At 64.1% G+C, this 26956-nt stretch carries 11 protein-coding genes and 1 riboswitch; of the genes, 3 read left to right on the forward strand and 8 right to left on the reverse strand.

Annotated elements, in window-relative coordinates; all coding sequences use genetic code 11:
- Positions 1-165 precede the first annotated feature (165 nt).
- From ACVOK8_RS10800 to ACVOK8_RS10815, 4 genes are all read right to left on the reverse strand, one after another.
- Positions 166-2886 carry a TonB-dependent receptor domain-containing protein gene (locus ACVOK8_RS10800; protein ID WP_481566809.1) on the reverse strand — a complete coding sequence of 907 codons (2721 nt, stop codon included), beginning with the start codon at positions 2884-2886 and terminating at the stop codon, positions 166-168.
- Between the two features lie 176 nt (positions 2887-3062).
- On the reverse strand, positions 3063-4784 hold the full coding sequence (locus ACVOK8_RS10805; RefSeq protein ID WP_481566810.1) for a cation acetate symporter: 1722 nt from the start codon (positions 4782-4784) through the stop codon (positions 3063-3065).
- Complete coding sequence (locus tag ACVOK8_RS10810) at positions 4781-5098, reverse strand: DUF485 domain-containing protein (RefSeq protein ID WP_481531372.1); 318 nt, start codon at positions 5096-5098, stop codon at positions 4781-4783. The genes ACVOK8_RS10805 and ACVOK8_RS10810 overlap by 4 nt, the downstream gene beginning before the upstream one ends.
- Positions 5099-5249: 151 nt before the next feature.
- Complete coding sequence (locus ACVOK8_RS10815; RefSeq protein WP_481566811.1) at positions 5250-6683, reverse strand: DcaP family trimeric outer membrane transporter; 1434 nt, start codon at positions 6681-6683, stop codon at positions 5250-5252.
- A gap of 239 nt (positions 6684-6922) precedes the next feature.
- Here ACVOK8_RS10815 and acs point away from each other — a divergent pair, with 239 nt between their 5' ends.
- Positions 6923-8866, forward strand: a complete 1944-nt coding sequence (acs, locus tag ACVOK8_RS10820) for an acetate--CoA ligase (protein ID WP_481566812.1) — start codon at positions 6923-6925, stop codon at positions 8864-8866.
- 129 nt (positions 8867-8995) lie between these two features.
- Positions 8996-9661 (forward strand): response regulator transcription factor, encoded by a 666-nt coding sequence (locus tag ACVOK8_RS10825; protein ID WP_057629262.1) that lies wholly within the window; start codon positions 8996-8998, stop codon positions 9659-9661.
- 369 nt (positions 9662-10030) lie between these two features.
- Here ACVOK8_RS10825 and ACVOK8_RS10830 read toward each other — a convergent pair whose 3' ends face one another.
- Positions 10031-12505, reverse strand: a complete 2475-nt coding sequence (locus ACVOK8_RS10830) for a methyl-accepting chemotaxis protein (RefSeq protein ID WP_481566813.1) — start codon at positions 12503-12505, stop codon at positions 10031-10033.
- A 200-nt stretch (positions 12506-12705) separates the two neighbouring features.
- Positions 12706-12868, forward strand: a riboswitch (yybP-ykoY riboswitch).
- A 9-nt stretch (positions 12869-12877) separates the two neighbouring features.
- Between ACVOK8_RS10830 and ACVOK8_RS10835 the strand changes: the two genes are divergently transcribed.
- A complete protein-coding gene (locus ACVOK8_RS10835; RefSeq protein WP_481566814.1) occupies positions 12878-13486 on the forward strand; it encodes a manganese efflux pump MntP in 609 nt (202 codons plus the stop codon).
- Between the two features lie 312 nt (positions 13487-13798).
- Here the strand turns inward: ACVOK8_RS10835 and ACVOK8_RS10840 are convergent, their stop codons facing one another.
- The 3 genes from ACVOK8_RS10840 to ACVOK8_RS10850 all read right to left on the reverse strand — a co-directional run bounded on the left by ACVOK8_RS10840 (position 13799) and on the right by ACVOK8_RS10850 (position 26818).
- The gene (locus ACVOK8_RS10840; protein ID WP_481566815.1) at positions 13799-17239 is read right to left on the reverse strand and encodes a hybrid sensor histidine kinase/response regulator; all 3441 of its coding nucleotides are present in this window, start codon (positions 17237-17239) and stop codon (positions 13799-13801) included.
- Between the two features lie 144 nt (positions 17240-17383).
- Positions 17384-21079, reverse strand: a complete 3696-nt coding sequence (locus tag ACVOK8_RS10845; RefSeq protein ID WP_481566816.1) for a TonB-dependent receptor — start codon at positions 21077-21079, stop codon at positions 17384-17386.
- A 9-nt stretch (positions 21080-21088) separates the two neighbouring features.
- The gene (locus tag ACVOK8_RS10850) at positions 21089-26818 is read right to left on the reverse strand and encodes a DUF7507 domain-containing protein (protein WP_481566817.1); all 5730 of its coding nucleotides are present in this window, start codon (positions 26816-26818) and stop codon (positions 21089-21091) included.
- Between the last annotated feature and the right edge of the window lie 138 nt (positions 26819-26956).

A 26956-nucleotide genomic window follows, 5' to 3' on the forward strand; every position in this document is an offset into this window, starting at 1 on the left:
TTCCTGGACCAAGCGCAATCAGCGTTCCAACCGTAGCCCGGGTAAGCGCAGCGCACCCGGGGACAAGGTTCTACGGTGGCTTCAGGCTGCCCATGAACAGCCCCGGGTGCGCTGCGCTTACCCGGGCTACGGTTGTGCCGAACCTTCCTGTCTATCGGTTCATTCCTAGAAACGCATGCGCGCGCCAAGCGTGAAGTAACGGCCCACCACATCGTAGTAAGGCGAGCCGACCGCACCCAAGGGAGACTTCTTGTCAAACAGGTTGCTGATGTCGGCGTAGACCTCGATCTCGTTGTCGCCCGCCAGCGCGAAACGCGCCTTGCCACCCAGGTCCCAGTACACATAGGACGGGATGTTGCCGTTGGTCAGCACCAGCTGGTTGTTGTAGACACCGCTGGAAATGTAACGCGCACGCGCCTGCGCGCCGTAGCGGTCACCGCGCCAGCCGACAGTCGCGTTTGCCCGCCAGCGCGGCACACCGGAGCCACCGGTCAGCCCCTGCGAGGTCACGTACTCGAAGGTGTTCTTGCCGTCGTAGGTGGTGAGGTTGTCGGTCCAGGTCGCCAGCACGCGGGTGTGGAAATTGCCCGACATCGCCGGGAACAACTTCGCCGCTGGCAGGTTGTAGAGCAGGTCGAGATCCACACCGTTGGTGCGGTACTCGGCCAGGTTGACGTAGTTGGAGTTGATCCGCTCGATCTCACCATTTCCATCACGCTGGATGCGCCCACACATGGCCTGGTTGCCGGCGATGCAGCGCAACACGGTTTCCTGTGCCGACACCTGGGTGATCACATCCTTGATCTCGATGTCGAAGTAATCCACCGACATGATCAGTCCCGGCAGGCTGGCCGGCGCCCAGGTGAAGCCAGCGGTGAGCGTGTCGGCCTTCTCCGGGTCCAACAGCGGATTGCCGCCGCCAATCACCAGCGCGCTGATCGAGGTACCGGTCAGTGGATCGCTGATGGTCGACCAGCCGGTTGTGCTGGTGGTGTACATCTCCGACAGATTGGCCGAGCGGATATCGCGCGAGCGGGTGAAGCGGCCACGGAAGCCATCGAAGAATTCATTGGTCATGCCGTATTTCCACGACCAGATCGCACCTGAGCTGTTGTAGTCGCTGAAGCGCGCCGCCGCATTGACCTGCAGGTCGCGCAGCACCGGCACGTCACGCAGCAGCGGTGCAGCGACTTCGGCGAAGGCCTCACGGACCTGGAAGCTGCCGGACATCGGCGAGGAACTCCAGGTACTGAATGACTTGGTCAGATCCTGTGCGCCCACTTTCTGATCGATCTGCTCCTTGCGCGCTTCAAGGCCAACCGCCACCGAGACTTCGCCAGCCGGCAGCGAGAACGGTTCGCCACGCAGGTCCAGCCCCGCCGCATCGAGCTTGGTATTGGTCATGCGCTTGGGGGTGCCGGTGACGTAGGCCGCCGCTTCCGCCGATGGCGCGCCATGGCCGATCAGGTTGATCGGCACGCAGCCAGAGTTCGGATTGGTCAGGGTCACCCGGCATACCGGCTTGCCGCTGACCGGATCAATCACCGCATCCACCGCGTCGCGGTAATTGCTGGTCAACAGGAAGCCGGGCGCGGCCAGATCGGACTGGTTGTCGCCGTGGCTGTAATAGCCGCTCCAGCGCCAGTTGTCGCCGACCACGCCATCCAGCGCCGCGGTGAACTGGGTGGTGCGGCGGTCGTAGTCGATATCGGGAAAGGCAAAATCGCTGTTGAAGCGACCAAGCCCAAAGCTGGTTTCGCCTGCGGCCAGCAAGGCATCGCGCACGGCAGTGGGCAGGAAGGCGTTGTCGACGCCGATCTTCAGGCCAGTGCCACGGTTGTGGTCGCCGAACCACGGGAAGCGGTTCCAGCTGCGCGAGTGGCGCACGTCCATGGTCAGGCTGGTGTTGTCGGTGAGGTTCCACGACAACCTGCCCAGCACGTTGTAGCGGCGCTGTGGCGTCATCAGTGAGCTGATGTCGTCATTGCTCGGGCTCTCGCCGCCCTGGATCAGCGACGCGCCGGTGTAACCCGGGAACGCGCGCAGGCTGCCATCCGGATTGAAGGCCTGCCCGGCCAACACACCGGTGGTGATCAAGCCGCCGATCGCGGCATTACCGTAACCCACGTTGTCTTTCATCGTGAACGTGCCGTCGCCATTGGACAGCTGCGCGGTGCGGCCCAGCCACGGCCGCGATGATTTGGGCAGAATGCCGTCGTTGTTCAAGGCCTCGCCGCCGATGACGATGTGGCCGCGGCCCTGTGCGATCTCAAAACCGGTAGCGGCCGATACGTACTGCTTCTGGTTGTCCGAGCGCGAGGACACGCCGCCCTGCACATCGATCTTTGTGCCGACCAGCTGGCTGTCCAGCTGCACGTTGACCACGCCTGCAACCGCGCCCGAGCCCCAGGCGGCAGACGCGCCGCCGGTGACCACATCCACGCCGCTGATCAGGATCGAGGGGATGCTGGCCAGGTCGTTGTCGCTGGAGAAGCGCCGTCCGTCCAGCAGCACCAGGGTGCGGCTGACGCCGAGCCCGCGCAGGTCAACCGGCGCCCGGGCCGCATCCACGCCGGTGGTGTGGGTCTGCGGCGACACCGTGCCGCGGAACTGCGGCAAGTCGTTGAGCGCGGCAGCGATATTGGTGTGGGTGGAGAGCTGCAGGTCCTCCGGCGTCACCTTGACCGTCGGCGTTGGTGCGTTGAAGCCCGGCCGGTCGATGCGCGAACCGGATGCGGTGACGTTGACGCTGCCGATATCCACCACCTTGTCGGTGGCTTGCTCAGGCTTGGCATCGGTCGATTGGGCAAAGGCGCTGGGCAGGCTGCCGGCGATGATCAGGGCGATGCCCGTGGACAACGTGGTTCTGGCGATACGGCACGGCATACGGTTCCTCGCAGAAGGCTGTAAGTGGAACTGCTGACCTGACAATGCGGACCCTTCCCTCACCCGCATCTTAGGAAGCCACCTTCCTGCCCCGCATCAGGGAAAACCCCGATACCAACCGCTCATACGACAACGGCCAGCACAAGGCTGGCCGTTGTTTCAAACGTTACCAATGCTTAGTGCGACGAAGCCTTGCTCGCACCAATGCCGGTCTCGGCACGCACTTCCTGTGCCGGGTAGGCGGCACGCTCGGCCTGTGCGTTCTTGCTCTTGTCGGTGATCGAGAAGAACCAGATGCTGACGAAGGCAATCGTCATCGAGAACAGCGCCGGGCTGGTGTACGGGAACGGCGCACTGCCGGCCGCATTGCCCAGCGTGTCCACCCATACCGACGGCGACAGCAGGGTCAGGATCAGCGACGAGGCCAGGCCCAACGAGCCACCAATCACCGCACCGCGGGTGGTGCAGTCCTTCCACAGCAGCGACAGGATCAGCACCGGGAAGTTGGCCGATGCGGCGATGGCGAAGGCCAGCGACACCATGAAGGCCACGTTCTGCTTCTCGAACACGATACCCAGCAGCACTGCGATCACGCCCAACGCCAAGGTGGTGACGCGCGAGACACGCAGCTCCGAGCCCGGCTCCGGGTTGCCCTTCTTGAACACCGTGGCATACAGGTCATGCGACACCGCAGACGCACCGGACAGCGTCAGGCCAGCAACCACGGCCAGGATGGTGGCGAAGGCCACGGCCGAGATGAAGCCCATGAACATATTGCCGCCGACGGCCTTGCCGACCAGTACGGCTGCCATGTTCGGGCCGCCCTGGATGGTGCCGGTGACCGGGTCCGCATACTCCGGGTTGGTCAACACCAGTGCGATCGCACCGAAGCCAATGATGAAGATCAGAATGTAGAAGTAGCCGATCCAGGTGGTTGCCCAGAGCACCGACTTGCGTGCCTGCTTTGCATCGGGAACGGTGAAGAAGCGCATCAGGATGTGCGGCAGGCCGGCGGTACCGAACATCAGTGCCATGCCGAACGAGATTGCCGAGATCGGATCCTTGACGAAGCCACCAGGCCCCATTATCGCCAAGCCGGTACTGGCCGCTTCCTCCGCATTTTTACCGCCATTGGCCGCGATCTGGGTCTTGACCCGTACTGCCTCGCTGAACAATGCCTCGAAGCTGAAGTTGAAGTGCCACATCACCATCACGGCCATGAAGGTCACGCCGGACAACAACAGGCAGGCCTTGATGATCTGCACCCAGGTGGTTGCGGTCATGCCGCCGAACAGCACGTAGACCATCATCAACACGCCGACCAATGCCACTGCGATCCAGTAGTCCAGGCCGAACAGCAGCTTGATCAACGCACCGGCGCCGACCATCTGTGCGATCAGGTAGAACAGCACCACCACCAGCGTGCCGGAGGCCGCGAACATGCGGATGGGTTTTGCCTGGAAGCGGTAGCCAGCGACGTCGGCGAAGGTGAAGCGGCCGAGGTTACGCAGGCGCTCCGCCATCAGGAAGGTCAGGATCGGCCAACCGACCAGGAAGCCCAATGCGTAGATCAAACCGTCATAGCCGTTGGTCATCACCGCGGCGGTGATGCCGAGGAACGAGGCCGCCGACATGTAGTCACCAGCGATGGCCAGGCCGTTCTGGAAACCGGTGATGCCACCACCGGCGGTGTAGAAGTCGGACGCCGACTTGGTGCGGCCAGCGGCCCACTTGGTGATGCCAAGCGTGAACACCACGAAGGTCGCGAACATGATGATCGCGGTCCAGTTGGTCGGCTGGCGCACGGTCTGGCCGATGTCGCCACCGGCAGCCATGGCCGCACCGCTGGCGATCAGCAGACCGAGCAGCGCGCCGGTTCGCAGGAAGGAGTGGGTCATTGTGCTTCCTCCACGATCTCTTCGGTCAACTTGTCGAATTCCTTGTTGGCACGGCGCACGTAGAAGCCGGTGATGACGATGGTGAACACCATCAATCCCAAGGCAATCGGAATGCCGACGGTGGTGATCTTGCCGGGGCCGATCGGCGTGGCCAGGAAGGCCTTGTCGAAGGCGATCAGGCCGATATAGCCGTAATACCCAAGCAGCATCAGGATGGTCAGGAACCAACCCAGCTTGTTGCGCGTGCTGCGCAGCCGTTGGTATTTCGGGTTGGAGGCGATCCGCTCTACACGGGGATCGACGGAAGCATTCATCGGAATTCTCCAGGCGTTGGGAATACGAACGCCACGGCATGCGGAGATGCCTTGACGGTCACATGAGTGCTCCCCGTGGGGGTAGGGAGATGGCGCGTACTACTTTTTCAGACGCGGTAGCGGCGCTACTGCAGCGCCGCTACCGGATGGGTCAGAAGCTGTACTTGGTGGTGAACTGCACGCGGCTGATATCGCCCTTCTTGCCGTTCTCGATCTCGCGCACGCCGTACATCAGCTCGGCACCGACATCGACCTTGGGCATCGGCGTGTAGAAGATGTTGCCGCGGATCGACTGCACGCTCTTGGTCACCAGGTCACCGGTGATGGAGGCGTTGTTGTCGTAATCGCTGCGTGCGTAGATCAGGTTGGTGCGCAGCTTCGGGGTGAAGGCATGGCGCCAGCCGACATAGCCGGCAACCACGCCGGTCGGGTCGATCTCGTCGCGGATCGCGTCATAGCCGCTGTCGGCGGTGATGCCCAGGCCGATGTAGCGCGAAATGCCTTCGCCACCGGTCAGCTGGTAATGCAGGGTATCGGCATCGCCCATCAGCCACTTGCCGCCGAGGGTGACGCCACCGCCGACCTTGCTGGCATCGGCACCGGTGGTCTGGTTGTCGAGCTTGAGCTGACGCACCAGGCCGGCGACGCCGAAGGTACCCCAGTCGCCCTTCCAGCCGTAACGCACGGTCAGGTCGGGCATCGAGCCACGGTCGGAGTTGGCAACCGCCGGCACGTTCCACTTGTTAGTGACTGGGTTGTAGGTGCCGGTAAGCGTGGTGGTTTCCGGGTTTTCCAAGGCAACACTCAGGCCGCCATTGGTGTAACGGATCTGCGCCTGGCGCACGAAGATCACGCCATCGGTGGGGCCGACGAAGTCAGCTGCTTCCGGGATGGAGGCGGCGTCCATGAAGTTGGACCAGGTCTGGCCGGCCAACCACTTGTTCCAGTACATATAGGCGTGGCGCAGGGTGACGCCGTAGGTGTTGGTCGCGGTCTGGTTACCCAGCGAGTTGCCGAAGAAATCCATCTCGACCATCGCGCCGGCCTTGTCGCCATTCTCGGCGACATGGTCCACGCCCAGGTTGAAGCGCGAGAACTTGGCGTGAGCGTTGTAGTCCACGTCCGAGGCCTTGCCCGAACCACCGGCGCCATGCACCGGCGTCTGGCCCGGCAGATACAGCGCGCGGCCGGTGGCATCGTCGGCCAGCTGACCGTCACCGGTACGCGTGGCGAGGAAATCGGCCTTGATGAAGCCACCGACCTTGAAGGTGGTGCCCGGCGCGGCACCCGGGGTGATGCTGGTCAGCTGAATTGGCTGCTTGCCTGCCGGCACCGCCGGTGCAGCAGCACCCTCGGCCTGTGCAGTGCGCACCTGCACCACTTCGCTCTGGGTCTGGGCAATCGCACCCTGCTGTTGCTGCTGGGTGGACAACAACAGCTGCACCTGCCGCTCGAGGTCGGCAACGCGTGCTTCCAGCGCCTTCTCTTTTGCGGTCTCGGCGAAGGCCATGCCCGGCGCGACCAGCGCGACGAACAGGGCAGCGGCGAGTGGCCGGCGGGCCGTTTTCAGGATGTTTCGGTTCATTGGGACTGCCTCTCTCCAGGCTGGCGAACGGTCCGCGTCGATTGCACGGTCGCAGCCAGCGTGCGCGGCGATGGCAGCGGCCGGCTATTCGCCATTAGTCGTAAGCAGGCGTCTGTTCGACCATCGTCTAACAAAGGGGGCAGCGCGATGGGGGGTGGATGCGGCACACTTGGGGGGTCCCGGCCCTGTTCCACGACAGGGCTCATTCATTGGTTACAAGTGCAAAGGTGAGGGTTGCCATGACTGATGTATATCCCGTTGATTCCGCGTTCGCCGAGAAGGCACGGATCGACAAGAACACGTACCAACAGCTGTATCGCGAATCGGTCGAAAACCCCGATGCGTTCTGGGCCAAGGCTGCAGAACGCCTGGACTGGTACAAGAAGCCGACCAAGATCAAGAACGTCAGCTACCAGCTCGACGATTTCCGCATCAAGTGGTTCGAGGACGGCGAACTCAATGTCAGCGTCAACTGCCTGGACCGGCAGCTGGCCACGCGCGGTGACAAGACCGCCATCCTGTTCGAGGCCGATGGCCCGGACAGCCCCGCGCAGAAGGTTACCTACCGCGAGCTGCACCAGCGCGTCTGCCGCCTCGGCAATGCGCTGCGCAACCTTGGCATCAAGAAGGGTGATCGCGTCACCATCTACCTGCCGATGATCGTCGACGCCGCGGTGGCGATGCTGGCCTGCGCCCGCGTCGGTGCGATCCATTCGGTGGTGTTTGGTGGCTTCGCCGCCAACTCGATTGCCGACCGCGTCGGCGATTGCGCCAGCAAGCTGATCATCACCGCCGACGAAGGCCTGCGTGGTGGCAAGAAAGTGCCGCTGAAGGCCAACGTCGATGCCGCACTGAAGCTGCCCGGCACCAATACCGTGGAAACCGTGCTGGTCGTGCGCCACACCGGTGGTGCGGTCGACATGCAGGCCCCGCGCGACCGCTGGTTCCACGATGTGGTGGACACCCAGCCGGCCGAGTGCGAACCCGAGCGCATGAACGCCGAAGATCCGCTGTTCATCCTCTACACCTCCGGCTCCACCGGCAAGCCCAAGGGCGTGCTGCACACCACCGGCGGTTACCTGCTGTACGCGGCCTACACCCATGAAGCGGTGTTCGACCTGCGCGAGGACGATATCTACTGGTGCACCGCCGACGTCGGCTGGGTCACCGGCCACAGCTACATCGTCTACGGCCCGCTGGCCAACGGCGCCACCTCGGTGATGTTTGAAGGCGTGCCGAACTACCCGAACACCTCGCGTTTCTGGGAAGTGATCGACAAGCACCAGGTCACCATCTTCTACACCGCGCCCACCGCCATCCGTGCGCTGATGCGCGACGGCGAGGAACCGGTCAAGCGCACCTCGCGCAAGAGCCTGCGCCTGCTCGGCAGCGTCGGTGAGCCGATCAATCCGGAAGCCTGGCGCTGGTATTACGACGTGGTTGGCGATGCACGCTGCCCGATCGTGGATACCTGGTGGCAGACCGAAACCGGCGGCATTCTGATTTCGCCGCTGCCGGGTGCAACCGACCTGAAGCCGGGCTCGGCAACGCTGCCGTTCTTCGGCGTGCAGCCGGCGCTGGTCAGTGCCGACGGTGAGCCGTTGGAAGGCGCCACCGAAGGCAATCTGATCATCCGTGATTCCTGGCCGGGCCAGATGCGCACGGTCTACGGTGACCACCAGCGTTTCATCGACACCTATTTCCGCACCTATCCGGGCAGCTACTTCACCGGTGACGGCTGCCGTCGCGATGAAGACGGCTATTACTGGATCACCGGTCGCGTCGATGACGTGATGAACGTATCCGGTCACCGCATCGGCACGGCCGAGGTGGAAAGCGCACTGGTCTCGCACCCGAAGGTGGCCGAAGCGGCCGTGGTCGGCTTCCCGCATGAGATCAAGGGCCAGGGCATCTATGCCTACGTCACCCTGATTGCCGGCGAAGCGCAGACCGACGAGCTGCTCAAGGAACTGGTGGCATGGGTGCGCAAGGAAATCGGCCCGATCGCCGCGCCGGATCACCTGCAGTGGGCACCGGGCCTGCCCAAGACCCGCTCGGGCAAGATCATGCGCCGCATCCTGCGCAAGATCGCCGAAAACGCCCCGGACCAGCTCGGTGACACCTCCACGCTGGCCGATCCGTCGGTGGTCGCATCGCTGGTGGAAGAGCGCAAGGTTCGCTAGGCGCTACAAGCCCGGGGCACCACGGTGCCCCGGCTGTTGGTCCATGTGGAGGGCGTGGACCGGCACCTGTACCGGTATCCTGTTTCACCGGAAGGGCGTCACGCCCCTTACTTCAGCATTGGACCGCATATGCCTACCCTCCTCATTGCCGATGACCATCCGCTGTTCCGCGAAGCCCTCAAGGGCGCGGTGCAACGCGTCATCCCTGGCGTGCAGCTGATGGAGGCCGACAGCGTTGAAGCGCTGTACGCACTGGCCGAACAACACCCCGATGCCGATCTGGTACTGATGGACCTCAACATGCCCGGCGCACAGGGTTTCAACGCGCTGGTGCACCTGCGTTCACTGCATCCGCAGCTGCCCATCGTGGTGGTATCCGCACGCGAGGAAGCCACGGTGATGCGGCGCGCATTGGACCATGGCGCATTTGGCTTCATTCCCAAATCCGCCGATTCGGACACCATCGGCCATGCGCTGGGCACCATCCTCGATGGCGAGCGCTGGGCCCCGGCCGAGGCGCACAACGTGCCGCCGACCCCGAATGAAGAACGCGAAGTCGGCCAGCGCCTGCGCGAACTGACCCCGCAGCAGTTCCGCGTCCTGCAGATGCTTGGCGTGGGCCGCCTGAACAAGCAGATCGCCTATGACCTTGGCGTTTCCGAGGCCACCATCAAGGCCCACGTCACCGCCATCCTGCGCAAGCTCGGCGTCACCAACCGCACCCAGGCGGTGCTGATGGCCGGCAAGCTGGCCATCGACGACGACGCCATCGTGCTGCCGCCGGAAGAAGACTGAGTTGCTGCCGGCGCTTGCCTGCGGCTGAGCGCTGAAAACCACCCTTGCTCCCCCCTCTCCTGCGCGTTGCGCAAGGGAGGGAGCTCCAGCCCCTCCCCTTTGGCGCAGCCAAGGGGGAGGTTGGGAGGGGGTGGCTTTGGTTGTTGCTTCTACGCGTTACCTGGCTTGCTCGCGAACAGCACCCCTCCCCAGCCCTCTCCTGCGCGTTGCGCAAGGGAGGGAGCCTGGCCCCTCCCCTTTGGCGCAGCCAAGGGGGAGGTTGGGAGGGGGTGGCTTTGGTTGTTGCTTCTACGCGTTGTCTGGCTTGCCCGCGAACAGCCCCCTTCCCCAGCCCTCCCCTGCGCGTTGCGCAAGGGAGGGTGCTGCAGCTCATGCCGAACGCTGCAGCACCGGCTCCGCTGCCGTCGCCGCATCGACCACGAACACCTCCGCCGCTGCGGCCAGCTCCTGCGTCTGCTCACGCATCGCCTGCGCCGCCTGCGATGAGGCACGTGCGACCTCGCCACTCTGGCGGGTGCCTTCACCGATACGCCGCAGCAGGCGCTCCACATCATCCACCGCGCTGACCTGCCGCGCCGAGCCTGCATCGATCCGCTCCAGCGCGCTGGCCACCTGCGCCACCCGACCATCAATGTCCTGCATCGCCGCACCGCTGCTGTCAGCCAGCCGCGCGCCTTCCTCCACCTGCCGCAGCGATGCGTCGATCAGGCCGCGGATCTGCTTGGACGCCTCCGCCGAGCGCTGCGCCAGCTGGCGCACCTCGTTGGCCACCACCGCGAAGCCACGCCCGTGGCTGCCGGCCCGCGCGGCCTCGACCGCAGCGTTCAGTGCCAGCAGATTGGTCTGGAACGACAGGCTATCGACGGTGGCGACGATCTCGCGGATGTGTCGTGAAGACGCCCGCAGCTGGTCCATGCCAGTGATCGCGGCCGCCGTGGCCTGGCGCCCGCGTTCGGCCGCATCGCTGGCCTGCGCCGACACCAGCGCACTCTCGCGCGCACTGCCGGCATTCTCGCGCGCCTCACCGGCCACCGAGCGCACCCGCTGCAACGCCTCCTGCACGTCACCCACCTGCTGTTCCACGCGCCCGGACAGGTCGGCGGTACCGCTGGCCATGTCGCCCACCGCTGCCTGCACGCTGCTCGCCGACTGCTGGATGCGGGCGACGATGCCGCCGACCTGCTGCATGGCCTCCTCCAGCCCTTGCCGCAGGCGTGCGTAGATGCCCTGGCCGTCGCCGCGCATGCGCGCACTCAGGTCACCATGGGCGAAGTGGCCGATCACCCGCGTCGCATCGCCCACCTGCGCCTGCACGCTGTCCAGCAGGGAGTTGATGCGCTCGCCCAGCTGCAGCACGAAGCCCTGCTTGTCGGCCAGCACGATGCGTCCCTGCAGGTCGCCGGCGGTCGCTGCCGCGACCACCGCGGCAACTTCGTTGACGATCACCCGCTCAAGCCGTCGGTCCTGCCATTCCATCACCAGACCAAGTACCCGATCAGCTTCCAGCACCGGGCTGGCCCGCAGCAGGAAGCCGCTGTTGCCCAGCTCCACCTCCGCGTCCATCGCCATGCTCTGCTCGAAGGCAGCCCGCATGAGTGCGGCAACTGCCGGCCCGAGTTCGGCCACCTCGCTGCCCACCTCGGCCGCTCCTTCGATCCCGACCTGGTCGAAGGCCTGCTGCAACGCCGGATTGGCATAGACCACGCGGCCTGCGGCATCCGTCACCAGCACCGCGGCACTGGCCACATCCAATGCCTGGCGTACCCGCTGGTTGGCACCCGCCGCCAGGCGTTCGCCGGCAATGCGCTCGCGCAGGCTGGACTGCATCTGCATCAGCGCCGCCGCCAACCGTCCAATCTCGTCATGCGCGTTGCGCACCACCAACTGGCCGTCCAGATCATCGTCGGCAATGGCGCGGGCGAACGCCGCTGCGTCGGCCAGCGGCCGTTCCACCGCTCGCAACAGCAACAGCAGCAGACTGACCAGCAACAAGCCGACCACCAGCACGGTGGCAGCGAAGGCGGCATCCATCCAACGTCGCGCTGCGGCCTGTTCGTCTCGTTGCTTGGCCAGGCTGGCGCGCTGTGCCTGCTGCAAGCGGGTCAGCACCGGCAAGGCCTTGGCGGCAAGGTCGTCCATCGCCTGGGTCTCGCTGTCGGCCCCGTAGCGCGCCGCGGCATAGGACAGGAATGCCTCCTGGTAGCGCTGCATCGCATCGCGCACCTGCTGCTTGCTGCCGTCCGGCATGCGCGCCGCCTGCAGCAGCAGCTCGAAGGGCATCACCTGCGCACTCAGTTCATCCGCGTACTTCTGCTCACGGCGCAGGATGAAGTCCTTCTCGTAGCGGCGCATGGTCAGCATCGACACCTGCAAGGCCGCATCGGGATGCTCACCGATCAGGTTCTCCACTTCGTGCACGGCATTGCGCAGCTGGCCCTGCATGCCGCTGTCGGCATCGTGGCCAAGTTCGGTGATGCGCTGATCCAATGCCTGCCCGGACTGAACATACTCAAGCAGTGGCGCGCGCAACGCCTGCTCCCAACCTGCGTCCTTCCTGTCCGTGGTCAGCACGGCCTGCAGGCGGCCATTGGCGGCCACAAACGCCTGCCCGGCGGCGGCCGAGAACGACATGGCATACTCGGCCTGGGCGCGGCGCGCCTCGGCAAACGCAGCCACCAGCGCCTCCAGCTGCGCCGCATCCTGCTGGTAACTCTGCAGCCGCTGGTCGGCACTGCGCATGCCAACACTGAGCCAGGCATAGGCCGAGCCGATGACGAGCAGGCCGACCACCAGCGCCAGCAGGCTCAGACGCAGTTTCTGGGCGATACCAAGGGGGAACTTCATGCCGCACTCCGGGCGTAGAGATGCCACGAAATCGGCCGCATATCAGGTTTCTTGAGTGCTGATTTGCAGGAAATTACCGCGCTGCGCCAGCAGTGCGCGCGTATCAAGCCATGCATCCATGACAGTGATGTTTCAATCCCGCAGCCAGACCGGCATCCCGGGCTGTCCGTTCAGATTCGGAGGCCATGCTAGAATCCGCGCTCCCTTGGGGAGTAGCCTGCTTCCAGCATTGGAAGCGCCCACATCAACATACTCGGCCAGTGCGCCGTGGTGTGGGCAGCCAGACCCGGTTGGCGAGACCAGCGGCATGCGTGCGCAACTACGGTTGGGCGCGACGCATGCCGTTTGTGTCCGCCCGACCCGGTAATCCTGATGTCCCCCATCTCCATTCTTCTGATTGGCTTCGCCATGTCCACCGACGCCTTCGCCGCGGCGGTTGGCAAGGGCGCGGCAATGCGCAAGCCACGCCTGCTTGATGCACTACGCGCAGGTGTGATCTTCGGTGTCATCGAGGCAATCACGCCGATCATCGGCTGGCTGCTGGGTCGCGCCGCATCACAATACGTGCAGGCCTTCGATCATTGGATTGCGTTCGGTCTGCTTGGCGTGCTCGGTGCGCACATGATCATCGCCGGCCTGAAGCCCGACGATGAAACCGAAGCTGACAACGACGGCGAAGAAGCTGGCGAACAGCACAAGAGTTTCTGGACACTTGCCGCCACCGGTTTCGCCACCAGCATCGATGCGATGGCAATTGGTGTCGGCCTGGCCTTCCTTGACGTGCATATCGGCGTGGTAGCGTTGGTGATCGGTCTGTGCACGATGATCATGGTGACCCTCGGCATCATGCTCGGCCGCGCGTTGGGCGCGGTGGTTGGCAAGCGGGCGGAGATCGTTGGCGGTGCGATCCTGATCATCATCGGCTGCGTGATCCTGTACGAGCATCTGACGGCTGCGGCTGCTGTGGTTGGGGCGGCGTAAGCGACGGAGCTGGCGCATTAGCTGCAGAGCGCGGCCATGCTGCGCTGGAGCATTACCGGTAAAGCCCCTGCCGAGCATGGCTCGGCACTACATATCCCGCCCTTGCTCAAAGCCCCTCTCCCGCGTGCGGGAGAGGGGTTGGGGTGAGGGCGACTTTTTCCTGGTAAAGCCCCTGCCGAGCGTGGCTCGGCACTACATACCCCGCTCTTGCTCAAAGCCCCTCTCCCGCGTGCGGGAGAGGGGTTGGGGTGAGGGCGACTTTTTGCTGGTAAAGCCCCTGCCGAGCATGGCTCGGCACTACAGTGCTGGCAGCTAGCGTCGGCGCGGGTCGTTCAACGCGGTGAGGAAGGCGCGCAGCGACGCCGGCTTCACCGGCTTGGTCAACACGCGGTAGCCACGTTCGCGGGCCATGCGCTTCAACTCATCGCGACCATCGGCGGTCAGCAAGGCACCCGGCAAAGGACGGCGCGCAGCTTCGCGCAGCGCGAGCAAAGTATCCAGACCGTCGAGCCTGTCGTGCAGGTGGTAATCCACCAGCATCACATCGGGCTGCTCGCTCAACTTCTCCAGCGCCATGTCGACCGTGCTGGCGGCGATGACCTCCACCTTCCAGCGGCCCAGCAAGGCGCGCATGCCGTCGAGGATTTCCTGGTCGTTGTCCACGCACAACACGCGCATGCCGGCCAGCGAATCATCACCACCGAACGCGGTCTGCTGACGCGGCGACGGCAACGGTGCCAGCGGTGTTTCAACCCGCGGCAAGCTGATCGAGAACATGCTGCCGTGGCCGGGCTGGCTGCGCGCGTTCAAACCGTGATCGAGCAGGCGCGAGATGCGTTGGCAGATCGACAAGCCCAGGCCCAGGCCCTGCTCGCCCCAGTCGAACGGCTGCTGGTAGCGATGGAACTCGTTGAAGATCTGCTGCATGTGATGCTCGGGAATGCCCGGGCCGGTGTCCCAGACCTGCAACTCCACCTCGTCACCACGCACGCGCAGCGCCAGCACGATGCGACCACTGCGGGTATAGCGCAACGCATTGGCCATGAAGTTCTGCAGCACACGCCGCAACAGCCGCCGATCACTGCGCACCCACGCAGTGCGTGCAAACACATGCAAACGCAGACCCCGTCCTGCCGCTACCGGGGTGTACTGCGCAGCGAGCTCGCGCACCAGCACGCTGGCATCGAACTCGCTGATGGTCGGACGCAGGCCACCCGCATCCAACCGCGACACGTCCAACAGGCCATCCAGCAATTCTTCGGCCGCGCGCAGGGAAGCATCGACACGCTCGGCCAGATGCCGCTGCTCGTCAGTCTCATGCAGGCTGTCGCGCAGTGCGGATGCAAACAGGCGCGCTGCATTCAAAGGCTGCAGCACGTCATGACTGATCGCGGCCAGAAAGCGCGTCTTTGATTGTTGTGCTGCCTCGGCCGCCTGCGAACGCTCGGTTACACGCTGCTCCAGTGTCTCGTTGGCTTCCAGCAGCGCCTGCTCGGCGTTCTTGAAGTCGGTGATGTCGTTGTAGCTGGTGACATAGCCGCCACCGGGCAAGGCCTGACCACGCAACTCGATCACCTTGCCATCGGCACCGGTACGTTCGAACACATGCGGCGAACCAGCGCGCATATAGCCGATGCGACGATTGATCTGTACTTCTGTATCGCCCGAACCCAGCTCGCCGCGCTCGGCGTTGTAGCGGATCAGATCGGCAACCGGGCGGCCGACGTAAAGCATGCCGTCGGGGTAACCGAACATCTGCTGGTAGCGACGATTCCATGCAGTCAGCCGCATTTCCGGATCGACCACGCTCACGCCGGCGCTGATGTTCTCCAACGTGGTGGACAGAATCTCGCGATTGAAGCGCAGCTCCTGTCCCGCTTCATCCAGCACCGCCACCACTTCGCCCAGGTCCATACCCGAGCCGCGCAGCAAGCTGGTCAGCAGCAGACGCGCGGATGCGGCACCGATGGACGCTGCGAGCAGGCGTTCGGTGAACTGCACCCAGACGCGGTCAGCGGCAGCGGCAGGCTGGAATTCGCGCTCAAGCAACTGCGCCTGTTCGCCGAACGAGCGGCGCGCGCGGTTGTCGCCGATGACGCGGGTGGCCAAGGCCAACAGATCGCGCACCTTGACGTGCGCTGGCCAGTCACCGGCCACCACCGGGCGCTTGGCATACGGATCCAGGAACGGTGCCGCACGCAGGCGCTCAGCGACATCAGGACGCCAGCGCATCGATACCAGCAGCATGGTCACGGTGTTGATCAGCAGCGACCAGAAGGTGCCGTGGGTCAGCGGATCCCAACCGGTCAGGCCAAACAGCTGCTGCGGGCGCAGCCAGCCGATGCCGAACGGTCCCTGCGTGAGCAGGCTCGCATCCAGCCAGCCGCCATGGCTCAGCGCTGGTACCAGCAAGGTGTAGGCCCAGACCAGGAAGCCGGCCACCATGCCGGTTTCCACGCCGCGTCGGCTGGCGCCGCGCCAGTACAGGCCACCGAGCAGGCCCGGCGCGAACTGCGCCACCGCCGCGAAGGCCATCAAGCCGTAAGCGGCCAGCATGGTGTCGTCGTTGCTGCCGCGGTAATAGCCATACGCGACCAAAGCCAGCAGCACGATCGCCATGCGCCGTATCCACAGCACACGCGAAGCGACATTCGCGGCCTCTCGGTGATCGCCGCTGCGACGCAGCAACAGCGGCATCACCAAGTCGTTGCTGATCATCGTCGCCAGCGCGATAGATGAAACGATGACCATGCCGGTAGCCGCGGAGAAGCCACCGATGTACGCAATCAGGGCGAGGGTCGTACTGCCGGCAGACATCGGCAACGCCAATACCAAAGTGTCGTCCGAAGCCAAGCCGGTGCCGAACATCGCCGCGCCGGCAGTGGCGATAGGCACGATCATCAGCGAGATCAGCACCAGATAGCCGCCGAACATCCAGCGTGCGCTGCGCACATCGGCGGCATTGCCGCATTCGACCACCGCTACGTGGAATTGCCGTGGCAGACAGATCAAGGCCAGGAAACTGAGCAGCGTCTGCGAGACGAATCCCACCGGCGGCATGCCTTCAAACAAGGTGCGTGCCGACTGCACCACCGACTCGCCACGGTCGGTCAGCCACACGTAGGCGAATACGCCGATGGCGACCATGGCCAGCAGCTTGATCAATGATTCGACGGCGATGGCCAGCATCATGCCGTAGTGGTGCTCGGTGGCATCGACCTGGCGGGTGCCGAACAGGATGGCGAACAAGGCCATCAGCAACGCTACATACAGCGCCGGATCAGTCAGCAAGCCCTTGCCGGCGGCATCGCCGGTCAGCACCTGCAGGCTCATTGCCACGGCTTTGTACTGCAGCGCCAGATACGGCACCACGCCGATCAGCGCGATCAAGGCGACCAACGCCGCCAACCGCCGCGAACGGCCGAAGCGGGAGGAGATGAAGTCGGCGATGGAGACCACGTTCTCGCTGCGGGCGATCAGCGCCAGCCGCTCGATGATCCGCCAGCCGAACATCAGCATCAGCAGCGGGCCTAGATAAATAGGCAGGTAGCCGATGCCATAGCGCACCGCCGAGCCGACCGCGCCATAGAAGGTCCAGGACGAGCAATAGACCGCCAGCGCCAGACTGTAGACCACCGGCCGCAGCCACGGGCGGTCCGGATACAGTGGACGACGATCACCCCACCAGGCCACGCCAAACAGCAGCGCGGCATAGCAGAGTGAGACCAGGAGCAGGATCCAGCTGGAGACCAAGGGTAGTTCCCGTGCGACTTAGCCGGGCCAGTGTAGCCATTCCCTCCATGCTCACGCATGGACCTGCAGTGTCAGCTCGGCGGCGGCACAAAAGAAAACGCCCCGGCATGACCGGGGCGCTCGGACCAATCAGCAGCGTATTGCTTAGTAATAACCGGTCATGTTGATGAACCAGCCCTTGTTGTCGAGCCGCAGATGGGTCAAGTCATCACTGAAGTTGGTGAAGTTGTAGCCGACGCCAAGCTTGAAATTGCGCCCGACCTGACGATCCACGCCCACCAACCAGCCTTGCTTGCGGCCTCCCTGCTTGACGTCGAGCACACGGTACTCGGCCAGTCCGTCCCACTTTGCGATCAGGTGGTAGCGCAGCTGCGTGGCGGCGAAGTCGGCACGGCTGTCCAGCCATGCCCCTTCGCCACGTCCCATGCGGTAGTCGCCACGACGTGAGGCGAGCTTTCCGGCCATCTCCCACCGTGGAGACATTTGCCAGATGCCTTCCAACGACACCACATGCGAGCGCTGGTCATCCGAGGCACCACCAACCTGCCCGGGCGACGCCAGGTCGTACAGGTAGGTGTACTTGCCGAATGCGGCCCAACGGGAGCTGTCGTGCGGGCGGTAGGCAAAGCCGGCATTGACCTCGGCCAAGCGGGCACCGTCCTGTGCGTTCAGGCTGTCGGACGTGTCGGAGTAATTGGCACGCAAGGCCAAGCGCCAGTCTTCGTTGACCTTGTAGAACAGGCGATTGGTGGTGACCCATTGTTCACGCGACTCCGCACCGGTATCACGCCGATACTCAAGCTTGCTCGACCAGTCGGTACGCTCGTCGGTACGGCCACCGTTGACACTGTAGGCATGACGGGTGACGCCACCATTGCTGGTGTCCAGTTCACCTTCCTGCAGCGTGAAACCAAGTCGCCAGCCTTCGCCCGGATAGAAATCCATACCGAAGGTATGCGCCAGTCCTGCAGTGTCGTAACCAGGATCTTTCAGGTACTGGCTTTCGTTGTAGACATTGACCTGGTTGGACAGGCGCCAACGCTGGCCGACGGTCCACCCCGCTGCCTGCTTGTTGTTGAACAGCGGGTCGGCTTCCGTGCTGTCAGTGCTGTAGCGGTAGTTGCCATAGATGCTGTGATCGTCACCGAGCCAATATTCGGCACTGACCTCGGTGGCATGTCCACGACTGCCATCACTGTACGCAGCGCCCACGCTGGAGCGGTTGCCGAACTGGTACTTGCTGCCAACAGTGTAAAGATCATTGTCTGCATAGCGACCGTGATCATCATCCACCGTGTACTGGGCGATGCCGTAGACCTCCAGCAGGCTGGTCAGTTTGCGCGTGTAACCCAGCGCGGCAAGCGTCGGCTCCACCGTCTCTGAACCGCGCTGCTCGCTTTTGCGCAGCAACTCCGCAGTCCACTGGTTGCGGTCATCCGGGCGCCAATCAGCCGTCAATTGCTGCTGTTCGAGCACCGCGCCGTCGCGGTCAGCATGGCTGTACTGCCCATACAGGCTGAAGTTCTGGCTCAAATAGCCCTGGAACTCGGCACCGTACTCGCGGATGGCGGCACCAGCAGTGGTTGAATGGGTGATTGAGAAGCCTGGCTCCACATCCCGCCACCAACCGCCCACGTTCCAGTCACTCTTGGTCCAGCCCAGCTCCTGGAAGTTCGCGCGGGCTTCAACCGCGCGCGCGTCACCGCTGCGAGCGCCGGTCAACGGGCCCTTCTCGATGAAGCTGAAGCCACCGTTGTCCGAATAGAAGATCGGAGCAGCCACGGATTCGCTATGGGACTGTTCGAACTTCACGTAGGTGCCGCGCCCCACCTGCACCGTCACATCCACGCCGGTCAGCGTGTAGTCGTCGCCTTCACGTGCTTCGTCAACATAGGTGCCGCCTACCGCGACATGGTTGCCGAACCAATGCTTGCCACGCAGACCGATACTTGTGTCGTCCGTATCAAACCCGGTCGGGATGTACTCGTAGTCCACCTTTAGCAGCTGCTCATAGCCATCGAGCGGCGTGTCGCGGGTGATGGAGGGCAGGTTTTCGCGGGTGATCTGCGCCAGCGGCCGGGTGAGGATGATGCGTCCCTGCAGCTCGTCGATCTCGTAGTCAGCGCCACGCTGGAGCTGCGAGCTCGCCAAGGTGCGGCCGGTCTTCGGGTCACGTACATCCAATGTGACGTAATCCGAACCCGGCAGAATGTCCGTCTGCCGCAGGTAATACAGGCTGCCGCCGGTGCCCAGGAATTCACTGTGACCGGCCGCCGACTGCGCCTGCGAGGCAAACAGCTTCAGCGTGCTGGCGGCGTCGCCCAGCTCCGTCGCACCCCGAGCACGCCAGCTCAGTGCGGCGCCATACAACGAGCGGTTGTATTGGCCGTACTCGGTGCCGTTGAAGCCGGTCGAGAAGTTACCCCACAGCGCCTGGTTCTGGTCCCAATCTGCACGCACATACAAGCGGCCCTGGGTGTCGACATCGCGCACCGTGCTCGAGTCATCGCCATAGGTCGGGTAGTACATGTCCGGATCAAGGCGCCGGAACACGTCCTGCGGGTCAGCATCAAGGAAGCCGTTGAACAAGTGCTTGATTTCGCGGTCGCGGGTATCTGCCTGCGCGGTCAACAGGTACTTGCCCTTGAACTTCTGCTTCAGATAGAACGCCAGACGGCCATCACTGATGAAGCCGTCCTTGTCGCTGCCGTCTTCAGCACCCGGGGTCACGCTGCTGCCGACACTGTTCTGCGACAGCGTGACGTCGGCCATCGCAACGAGAAACCTGTGCGAGCCGGTCACGTTCACGTCCAGCGTGCGCTGGATGGGCGCTGCATTCGGCGCGGCCACGCCCAACGCGAAAGCGTGCTGCCCAATAGGCTGCAGGAACTCGGCGACGAACTTGCGCTCCATATCCACGGGGAAGGTTTCCCCGTTGATCGTCAGCTGGGCATTGGCCGGTATGTCGCGACCATGGATTCGCACCCGCGATCCGTAGATGGGAATGTTCTGCAAACGCAGCGCATTGCTGCCGTAAATGGCATCGCGCAGCTGCGTGGTCTGCGCCTGCTCCAACGATGTTGCCGCCCCTGTCTTGCGCTCCTGGATTTCGCGCGTCGCCTGCAGGTTGCGCGCAAAGTCTTCAGGGGTCTGCAGCTGAATGCTCTGCGCGTTGGTCTCGTCGAACTCACCGTTGGCGCCATAGGCGCGGGCGATGTAGACCAAGGTGTCACCGGCGCGCAGGTTCAAGCCCGCCGGCAAGCTTCCATCCCAGCTGGCGGTGCCCATATTGGCCACTTCCACGGGGATGGTTGCCAACGGGGAGACACGGTCGCTGTCGGTGCCGCGATACACAAGCACTTCCATACGCTGCATGAAAGCAGCGTAGTTGCTATAGGCCTGGAATTGCACCGGTGCATTGATGCGACCTTCCGAAAACGGTGCGGTCTGCGGTGCCTGTACGTTTAGCAGCGCCTGCCCCAGCGTCGGATCCTCGGTCACCCAGACCACGCCGCCATTGGGCAGGTCCACCGAGAACGTACCGCTGACCTTGGCACGACCAGGCACCTGCGGCGCAGCCAGCACATCAACCCGGCGGTTCTCGCTCAACTGCGGCGCAGCACTGTCTGCACTCACCGGATGCTCGGCACCGCGGGTATGCACACGGAACAGCAAGCCCTTGTCATTGCTGCAGGTATCCCCGCTGCAATCGGCCGGCACACCACGGTCACCTTCCTTGTCCTTGTCCACTGCCGTCGCCGACTGCGCCAGCGACGGCGCGGCCGTCATCGAGAGCAGGCTGATGATCGCCAGATCCAGAAGTTTCATTGTCAGCTTCATGGCCGGTCCTCAGAGCTTGCCCATGCCGGTATCGGCATCGGGGTTGTCAATAATTTCCACACGTACCTTGCTGCGCACGTCAGGACTCAACTCATCGGCAATCTGCTGGTACACCGCCTTGGCGCGGCGCAGGCCGAGCTGCACGTTGTACGCACTGCCGCCACGCACGTCCGCGCGGCCAACGATCGCCACCACCCCGCCACCACGCGCTTGCAGCGAGGCAGCGATGGCCGACAGCACATCGCGGTACTGCGGCTTGATCGTTGCCCGGTCCGTATCGAACAGAACGCTGCCTAGCACCTCGGCCCGGTCCAGACGCAGCAACGGCTCGCCCACCTGGGTCAGCACGTCCACCTGCGTACGCTCCAGCAGGTCCGGCGGAAGCTGGGTCTGCAGGTATTCACGCACCGCGTAGCCACGCGCCAATGCCAGCGCCTCCCCATCTGCCTCTGCAGTGATCGTCAAGGTGCCGCCGTTGTAACCGCGGACCTTGCCAACGATGGCCTCAAGTATCGGGCGATGCTCATCCGGTACCACCGCACTTTCTGGCGCAAACAGCACTTCGCCCAACTCGACGGTGGTCTGCTGCTGGCCGCCACCGATCTCCCCGGCCGGCATCTTCACACCAAAGTCGAAGCGCACCGGCACACCTGGAGTGATCCGACGTACACGCGGATTCTCAGTGGTGAACTCTGCGCCCTGCGGCAGGGTCGCCGGATCCACCTTCAGGATGAAATTGCGGCCGCGTGTCCACGCACCACCGTCCATTCCTTCCAGGTGGTAACGACCCCAGGAGTCGGTCTCCATCAACAGACCTTCCACCGATGCCACGCGCACACCCGGGATGCCGCGTTCATCGATGCCGCTGTTGCGGATGACGTAGTCCACCGTCATGCCCTCGGCGTCGTGGCCATAGCGGCGCTCGACCTCGAGCACTTCGCCGCTCATCCCACGGGCCACATCTCCGCTGCGCTCCACCGTGGTGGTGCCGTCAGCACGCATCCGCAGCGTGGTGCCATTGCGGGTTGCAAGCACCAGGTCATCGGTGAAATCCGCAGCAGTCAAACGCTGGCGGATGACAACCTGGTTGCGCTGCACAGGGTCTGCCTCGGACTGACGGCCTGCAATGCTGCCCACGTCAACACCGTGCAACATCGGCGAGCTGTGATCGGCCAACGGCTGCGGACCTGCACCCCGGTCGATCGTGGTCGAGTTGGCGACATAGGCCGAAGCCGCAAAGCCGCCCTGGATGCGCACGCCCTGCGCCGTCGCCGACGCTTGCCAGCCATCGGCATTCCGGTCATCAAACACGGTGCCCAGAATCAGGCTGTCATCCAGAAGCGGATCACCTGCCAGCTCCACATCGGCCGAGGCCTGGTTGGAGATGGTGTTGCCCGTTGTATCCAACGCCACAACCCGGTTGGTATGCACACCCTTGCCTGTACCTGCGCCCACGCGCAGGAAGTAGGTCACGGTGGCATGCCCACCGGCTGCGATATCCAACCCTGCGATACGCAGCGGACTGATACCCGCGATGCTGCCACTGTTGTCGCTATCAGCGACGACCAAGGACCCATCTACGTAGCTGAACCCTACCGGCAGCGTGTCCACCAGCGTCGCCGCGCGTACCGGCACCTCGCCGGTGTTGTCGGCCCTGATGGTGTAGCGCACCAGATCACCGATGTTCACCGACGATTTGCCTGCAACCTTGCTCAGGCGCAGCTGACCCGGCGGAGTTTCCACTACCGGAGTGGTCACCGTTGCCACGGCTTGCGGCGGCACGATGCTGCCCGGAGGGGTTGCAGTTGCGGTGGCGGTGTTGACCACCTGCTGTGCCGCTGCATCCTGCTCGGTTATCGCATAGGTGTTGCCGCTCGCGACGCAAGCCACGTTGCTGGCACCCACAGGCAGCTGCGGCACCACGCAGACCAGGTTCGGCAACTTGGCATCGCTGACCACTACGTTGCTCAGCGCCACCGACCCGGTGTTGCGGACCAGGAAGCTGTAGGTGATCAGATCGCCGACGTCGCCCGTGATGCCATCACCATTGGTGTCGGCAACGCTGGCCTGCTTGATCAACTCCAGGCCGGTTACCGGTGCAACCGGGGCAGGCGTTTCGACCGGCGGCGATACTGCCGTCGGCGGAACGATTGCACCAGGCGGCACCGCCGAAGCGGTCGCCACGTTGACCACCTTGCCAACTGCCTCGTCGGCAGTAGTGATGACATAGGTGTTGTTGCGCGGCGCACATGCAACATTGTTGGCACCCACCGGCAAGCTCGCCACCACGCACACCAGGGCAGGCAGCTTTGCGTCGCTGACGACCACGTTGGTCAACGCCACCGTGCCGGTATTGCTGACGGCAAAGGTGTAGGTGATCACGTCGCCCGCATCACCCAGCAGGGTGTTGCCGTTGGTATCAGCCACGGCTGCCGCCTTGCTCAGCGTAAAACTGGCGACCGGGCTCATCGGGGTTGGCGTCTCTACCGGTGGCGTAACAGCCGTTGGTGGCGTGATCGCGCCCGGTGGCACCGCAGTGGCGATTGCCGAGTTGACGACCCTGCCGGCAGCCACGTCTGCAGCCGAGATGACATAGGTGTTGTTTACCGGCACACAGGCCACGTTGCGGGCACCAACCGGGAGGCTGGCGATGACGCACACCAGGTTCGGCAACTTGCTGTCGCTCACCTTGATGTTGCTCAACACCACCGACCCGGTATTGCTGACGTCGAAGGTATAGCTGATCACGTCGCCGGCATCACCGAGCACCGTGTTGCCATTGGTATCGGCCACGCTGGCGTGCTTGGCCAGCGTGAAGCTGGCTTCCGGGCTTGGCAGTGTAGGTGTATCCACGCGCGGCGAGCTTGTGGTCGGCGGCGTCATGCTGCCAGGCGGAATGGCGGACGCAGACGCGATGTTGGTTACCTTGCCGGCAACCACATCCGCAGCGGTAATGCTGTAGGTGTTGTTGCTCGGCACACAAGCGACATTGCGGGCACCCACGGGCAGATTTGCCACCACGCATACCAGGTTGGGCAACATGCTGTCGCGCAGGCGCACGTTCTGCAGCTCCACCGTGCCGGTATTGCTGACGTCGAACGTATAGGTGATCACGTCACCCACATCGCCGAGCACCGTATTGCCGTTGCTGTCGGCCACGCTGGCGTGCTTGGCCAGCGTGAAACTGGCGGTCGGGCTCATCGGCGTTGGCGTAACCACCGGCGGAGTCGTGGCAGTGGGTGGAGTCATGGTACCTGGCGGCACGGCGGTAGCCGTGGCGACATTGGTCACCTTGCCAACCGCCTCATCGGCAGCAGTGATCACATAGAGGTTGTTGCCAACGGCGCACGCAACATTGCTCGCACCGATCGGCAGGCTGGCGATGGTACACGCCAGGCTCGGCAGCATCGCATCGCGAACCACTACGTTGGTCAACGGCACCGTGCCGGTATTGCTGACGGTGAAGGTGTAGCTGATCACGTCACCGGCATCACCCAACACCGTATTGCCATTGGTATCGGCCACGCTGGCGTGCTTGGCCACCGTGAAGCTGGCCACTGGCGTAGCCGGCGTCGGCGTAACCACCGGCGGCGTGGTCGTGGTCGGCGGGACAATCGTGCCCGGCGGCACGGCGGTGGCCGTGGCGGTGTTGACCACACTGCCCGCTGCTTCATCGGCAGCGGTGATGGTGTAGGTGTTGTTGCTCGGAGCGCAGGCGACATTGCTGGCACCTACCGGCAGGCTGGCGACGGTGCACACCAGGCCCGGCAGCATTGCATCGCTCACCACCACATTGCTCAGGTCCACCGTACCGGTGTTGCTGGCCGCGAAGGTATAGGTGATCACGTCACCGGCGTCGCCCAGGACGATATTGCCGTTGGTGTCGGCCACGTTGGCGTACTTGACCAGGGCGAAGCTGGCTACCGGCGTGGGTGCTGTCGGCGTGATCACTGGCGGCGAAACCGTCGTCGGCGGCGTGATGGTGCCCGGAGGCACGGCGCTGGCGACCGCGACATTGCTCACATTGCCTGCAATCACGTCTGCGGCAGTGATGATGTACGTGTTGTTGCTCGGGGCGCAGGCGACATTGCTGGCACCTACCGGCAGGCTGGCGACGGTGCACACCAGACCTGGCAGTTTCGCGTCGCTCACCACTACCTTGGTCAGGGCCACCGTACCGGTGTTGCTGACCGCGAAGGTGTAGGTGATCACGTCACCGGCGTCACCGAGCACGGTGTTGCCATTGGTATCAGCCACGGACGCGCTCTTGGTCAGGGAGAACCCTGCCTGCGGAGTGCTGGGCGTCGGCGTTGTCACCGGCGGCGTGATCGCCGTTGGAGGCGTCATTGTTCCCGGCGGCGTCGCCGTCGCCGTCGCGACGTTCACAACCTTGCCGGCGGCCTCGTCCGCAGCAGTGATCGTATAGATGTTGTTGCTGGGTGCGCAGGCGACATCGCTGGCGCCAACCGGCAGGCTGGCGATGGTGCACACCAGGCCCGGCAGCTTCGCATCACTGACCACCACGTTGCTCAGCACCACCGTACCGGTGTTGCTGGCCGTAAATGTGTAGGTGATCTGGTCACCGGCATCACCCAGCACCGTATTACCGTTGCTGTCCGCAACGCTCGCCTTCTTGTCCAGCGTGAAGCTGGCCACTGGCGTAGCCGGCGTTGGCGTAGTCACCGGCGGGGTGGTGGTGGTGGGCGGGGTGATCGTACCCGGCGGCACAGCGGTGGCCGTGGCGACGTTGGTCACCTTGCCGGCGACCTCGTCTGCAGCAGTGATCACATAGGTGTTGTTGCCGGCGACGCACGCAATATTGGTCGCGCCGACCGGGAGGTTGGCGATGGTGCATGCCAGGCTCGGCAGCATCACGTCACGTACCACCACATTGCTCAGGTCCACCGTACCGGTGTTGCTGGCCGTAAAGGTGTAGGTGATCACGTCACCGGCATCACCCAGCACCGTGTTGCCGTTGCTGTCGGCCACGGCAGCGCGCTTGGCTACGGTAAAGCTGGCCACGGGCTTGGTTGCAGTCGGAGTTTCCACCGGCGGCGAGTTCACTGCCGGGGGCACCATGCTACCCGGCGGGATCGCCGTAGCTGCAGCGATGTTGGTTACCCGGCCTGCGGCCTCATCCGCAGCCGTAATGGTGTAGGTGTTGTTGCTCGGAGCGCAGGCAACATTGCTGGCACCGACCGGCAGGCTGGCGATGGTGCACACCAGGCCCGGCAGCATCAGATCGCTCACCACCACATTGGTCAGAGCCACTGTGCCGGTATTGCTGACGGCAAAGCTGTAGGTGATCAGGTCACCGGCATCACCCAGCACCGTATTACCGTTGCTGTCCGCGACGCTGGCTTTCTTGTCCAGCGTGAAGCTGGCGACCGCCGAGGTCAACGTCGGTGTGGTCACCGGCGGCGATACCGCCGTCGGTGGGGTGATCTTGCCCGGGGGCACGGCGGTAGCCGTGGCGGTGTTGACCACACTGCCCGCCGCTTCATCGGCAGCGGTGATGGTGTAGGTGTTGTTGCTCGGGGCGCAGGCGACATTGCTGGCACCGACCGGCAAACTGGCGATGGCGCATACCAGGCCCGGCAGCTTGGTGTCACTGATCACCACATTGATCAGGTCCACCGTACCAGTGTTGCTGACAGCAAAGCTGTAGGTGATCACGTCACCGGCATCACCCAGCACCGTATTGCCATTGCTGTCTGCGAGGTTGGCTGCCTTGTCCAACGTGAAGCTTGCGACCGGCGTGGGCAGCGTCGGTGTGGTCACCGGCGGCGTGGTCGTGGTCGGCGGGGTGATCGTACCCGGCGGCACGGCGGTCGCCGTGGCGGTGTTGACCACACTGCCCGCTGCTTCATCGGCAGC

The organism is Stenotrophomonas sp. STEN083, from assembly GCF_056759195.1.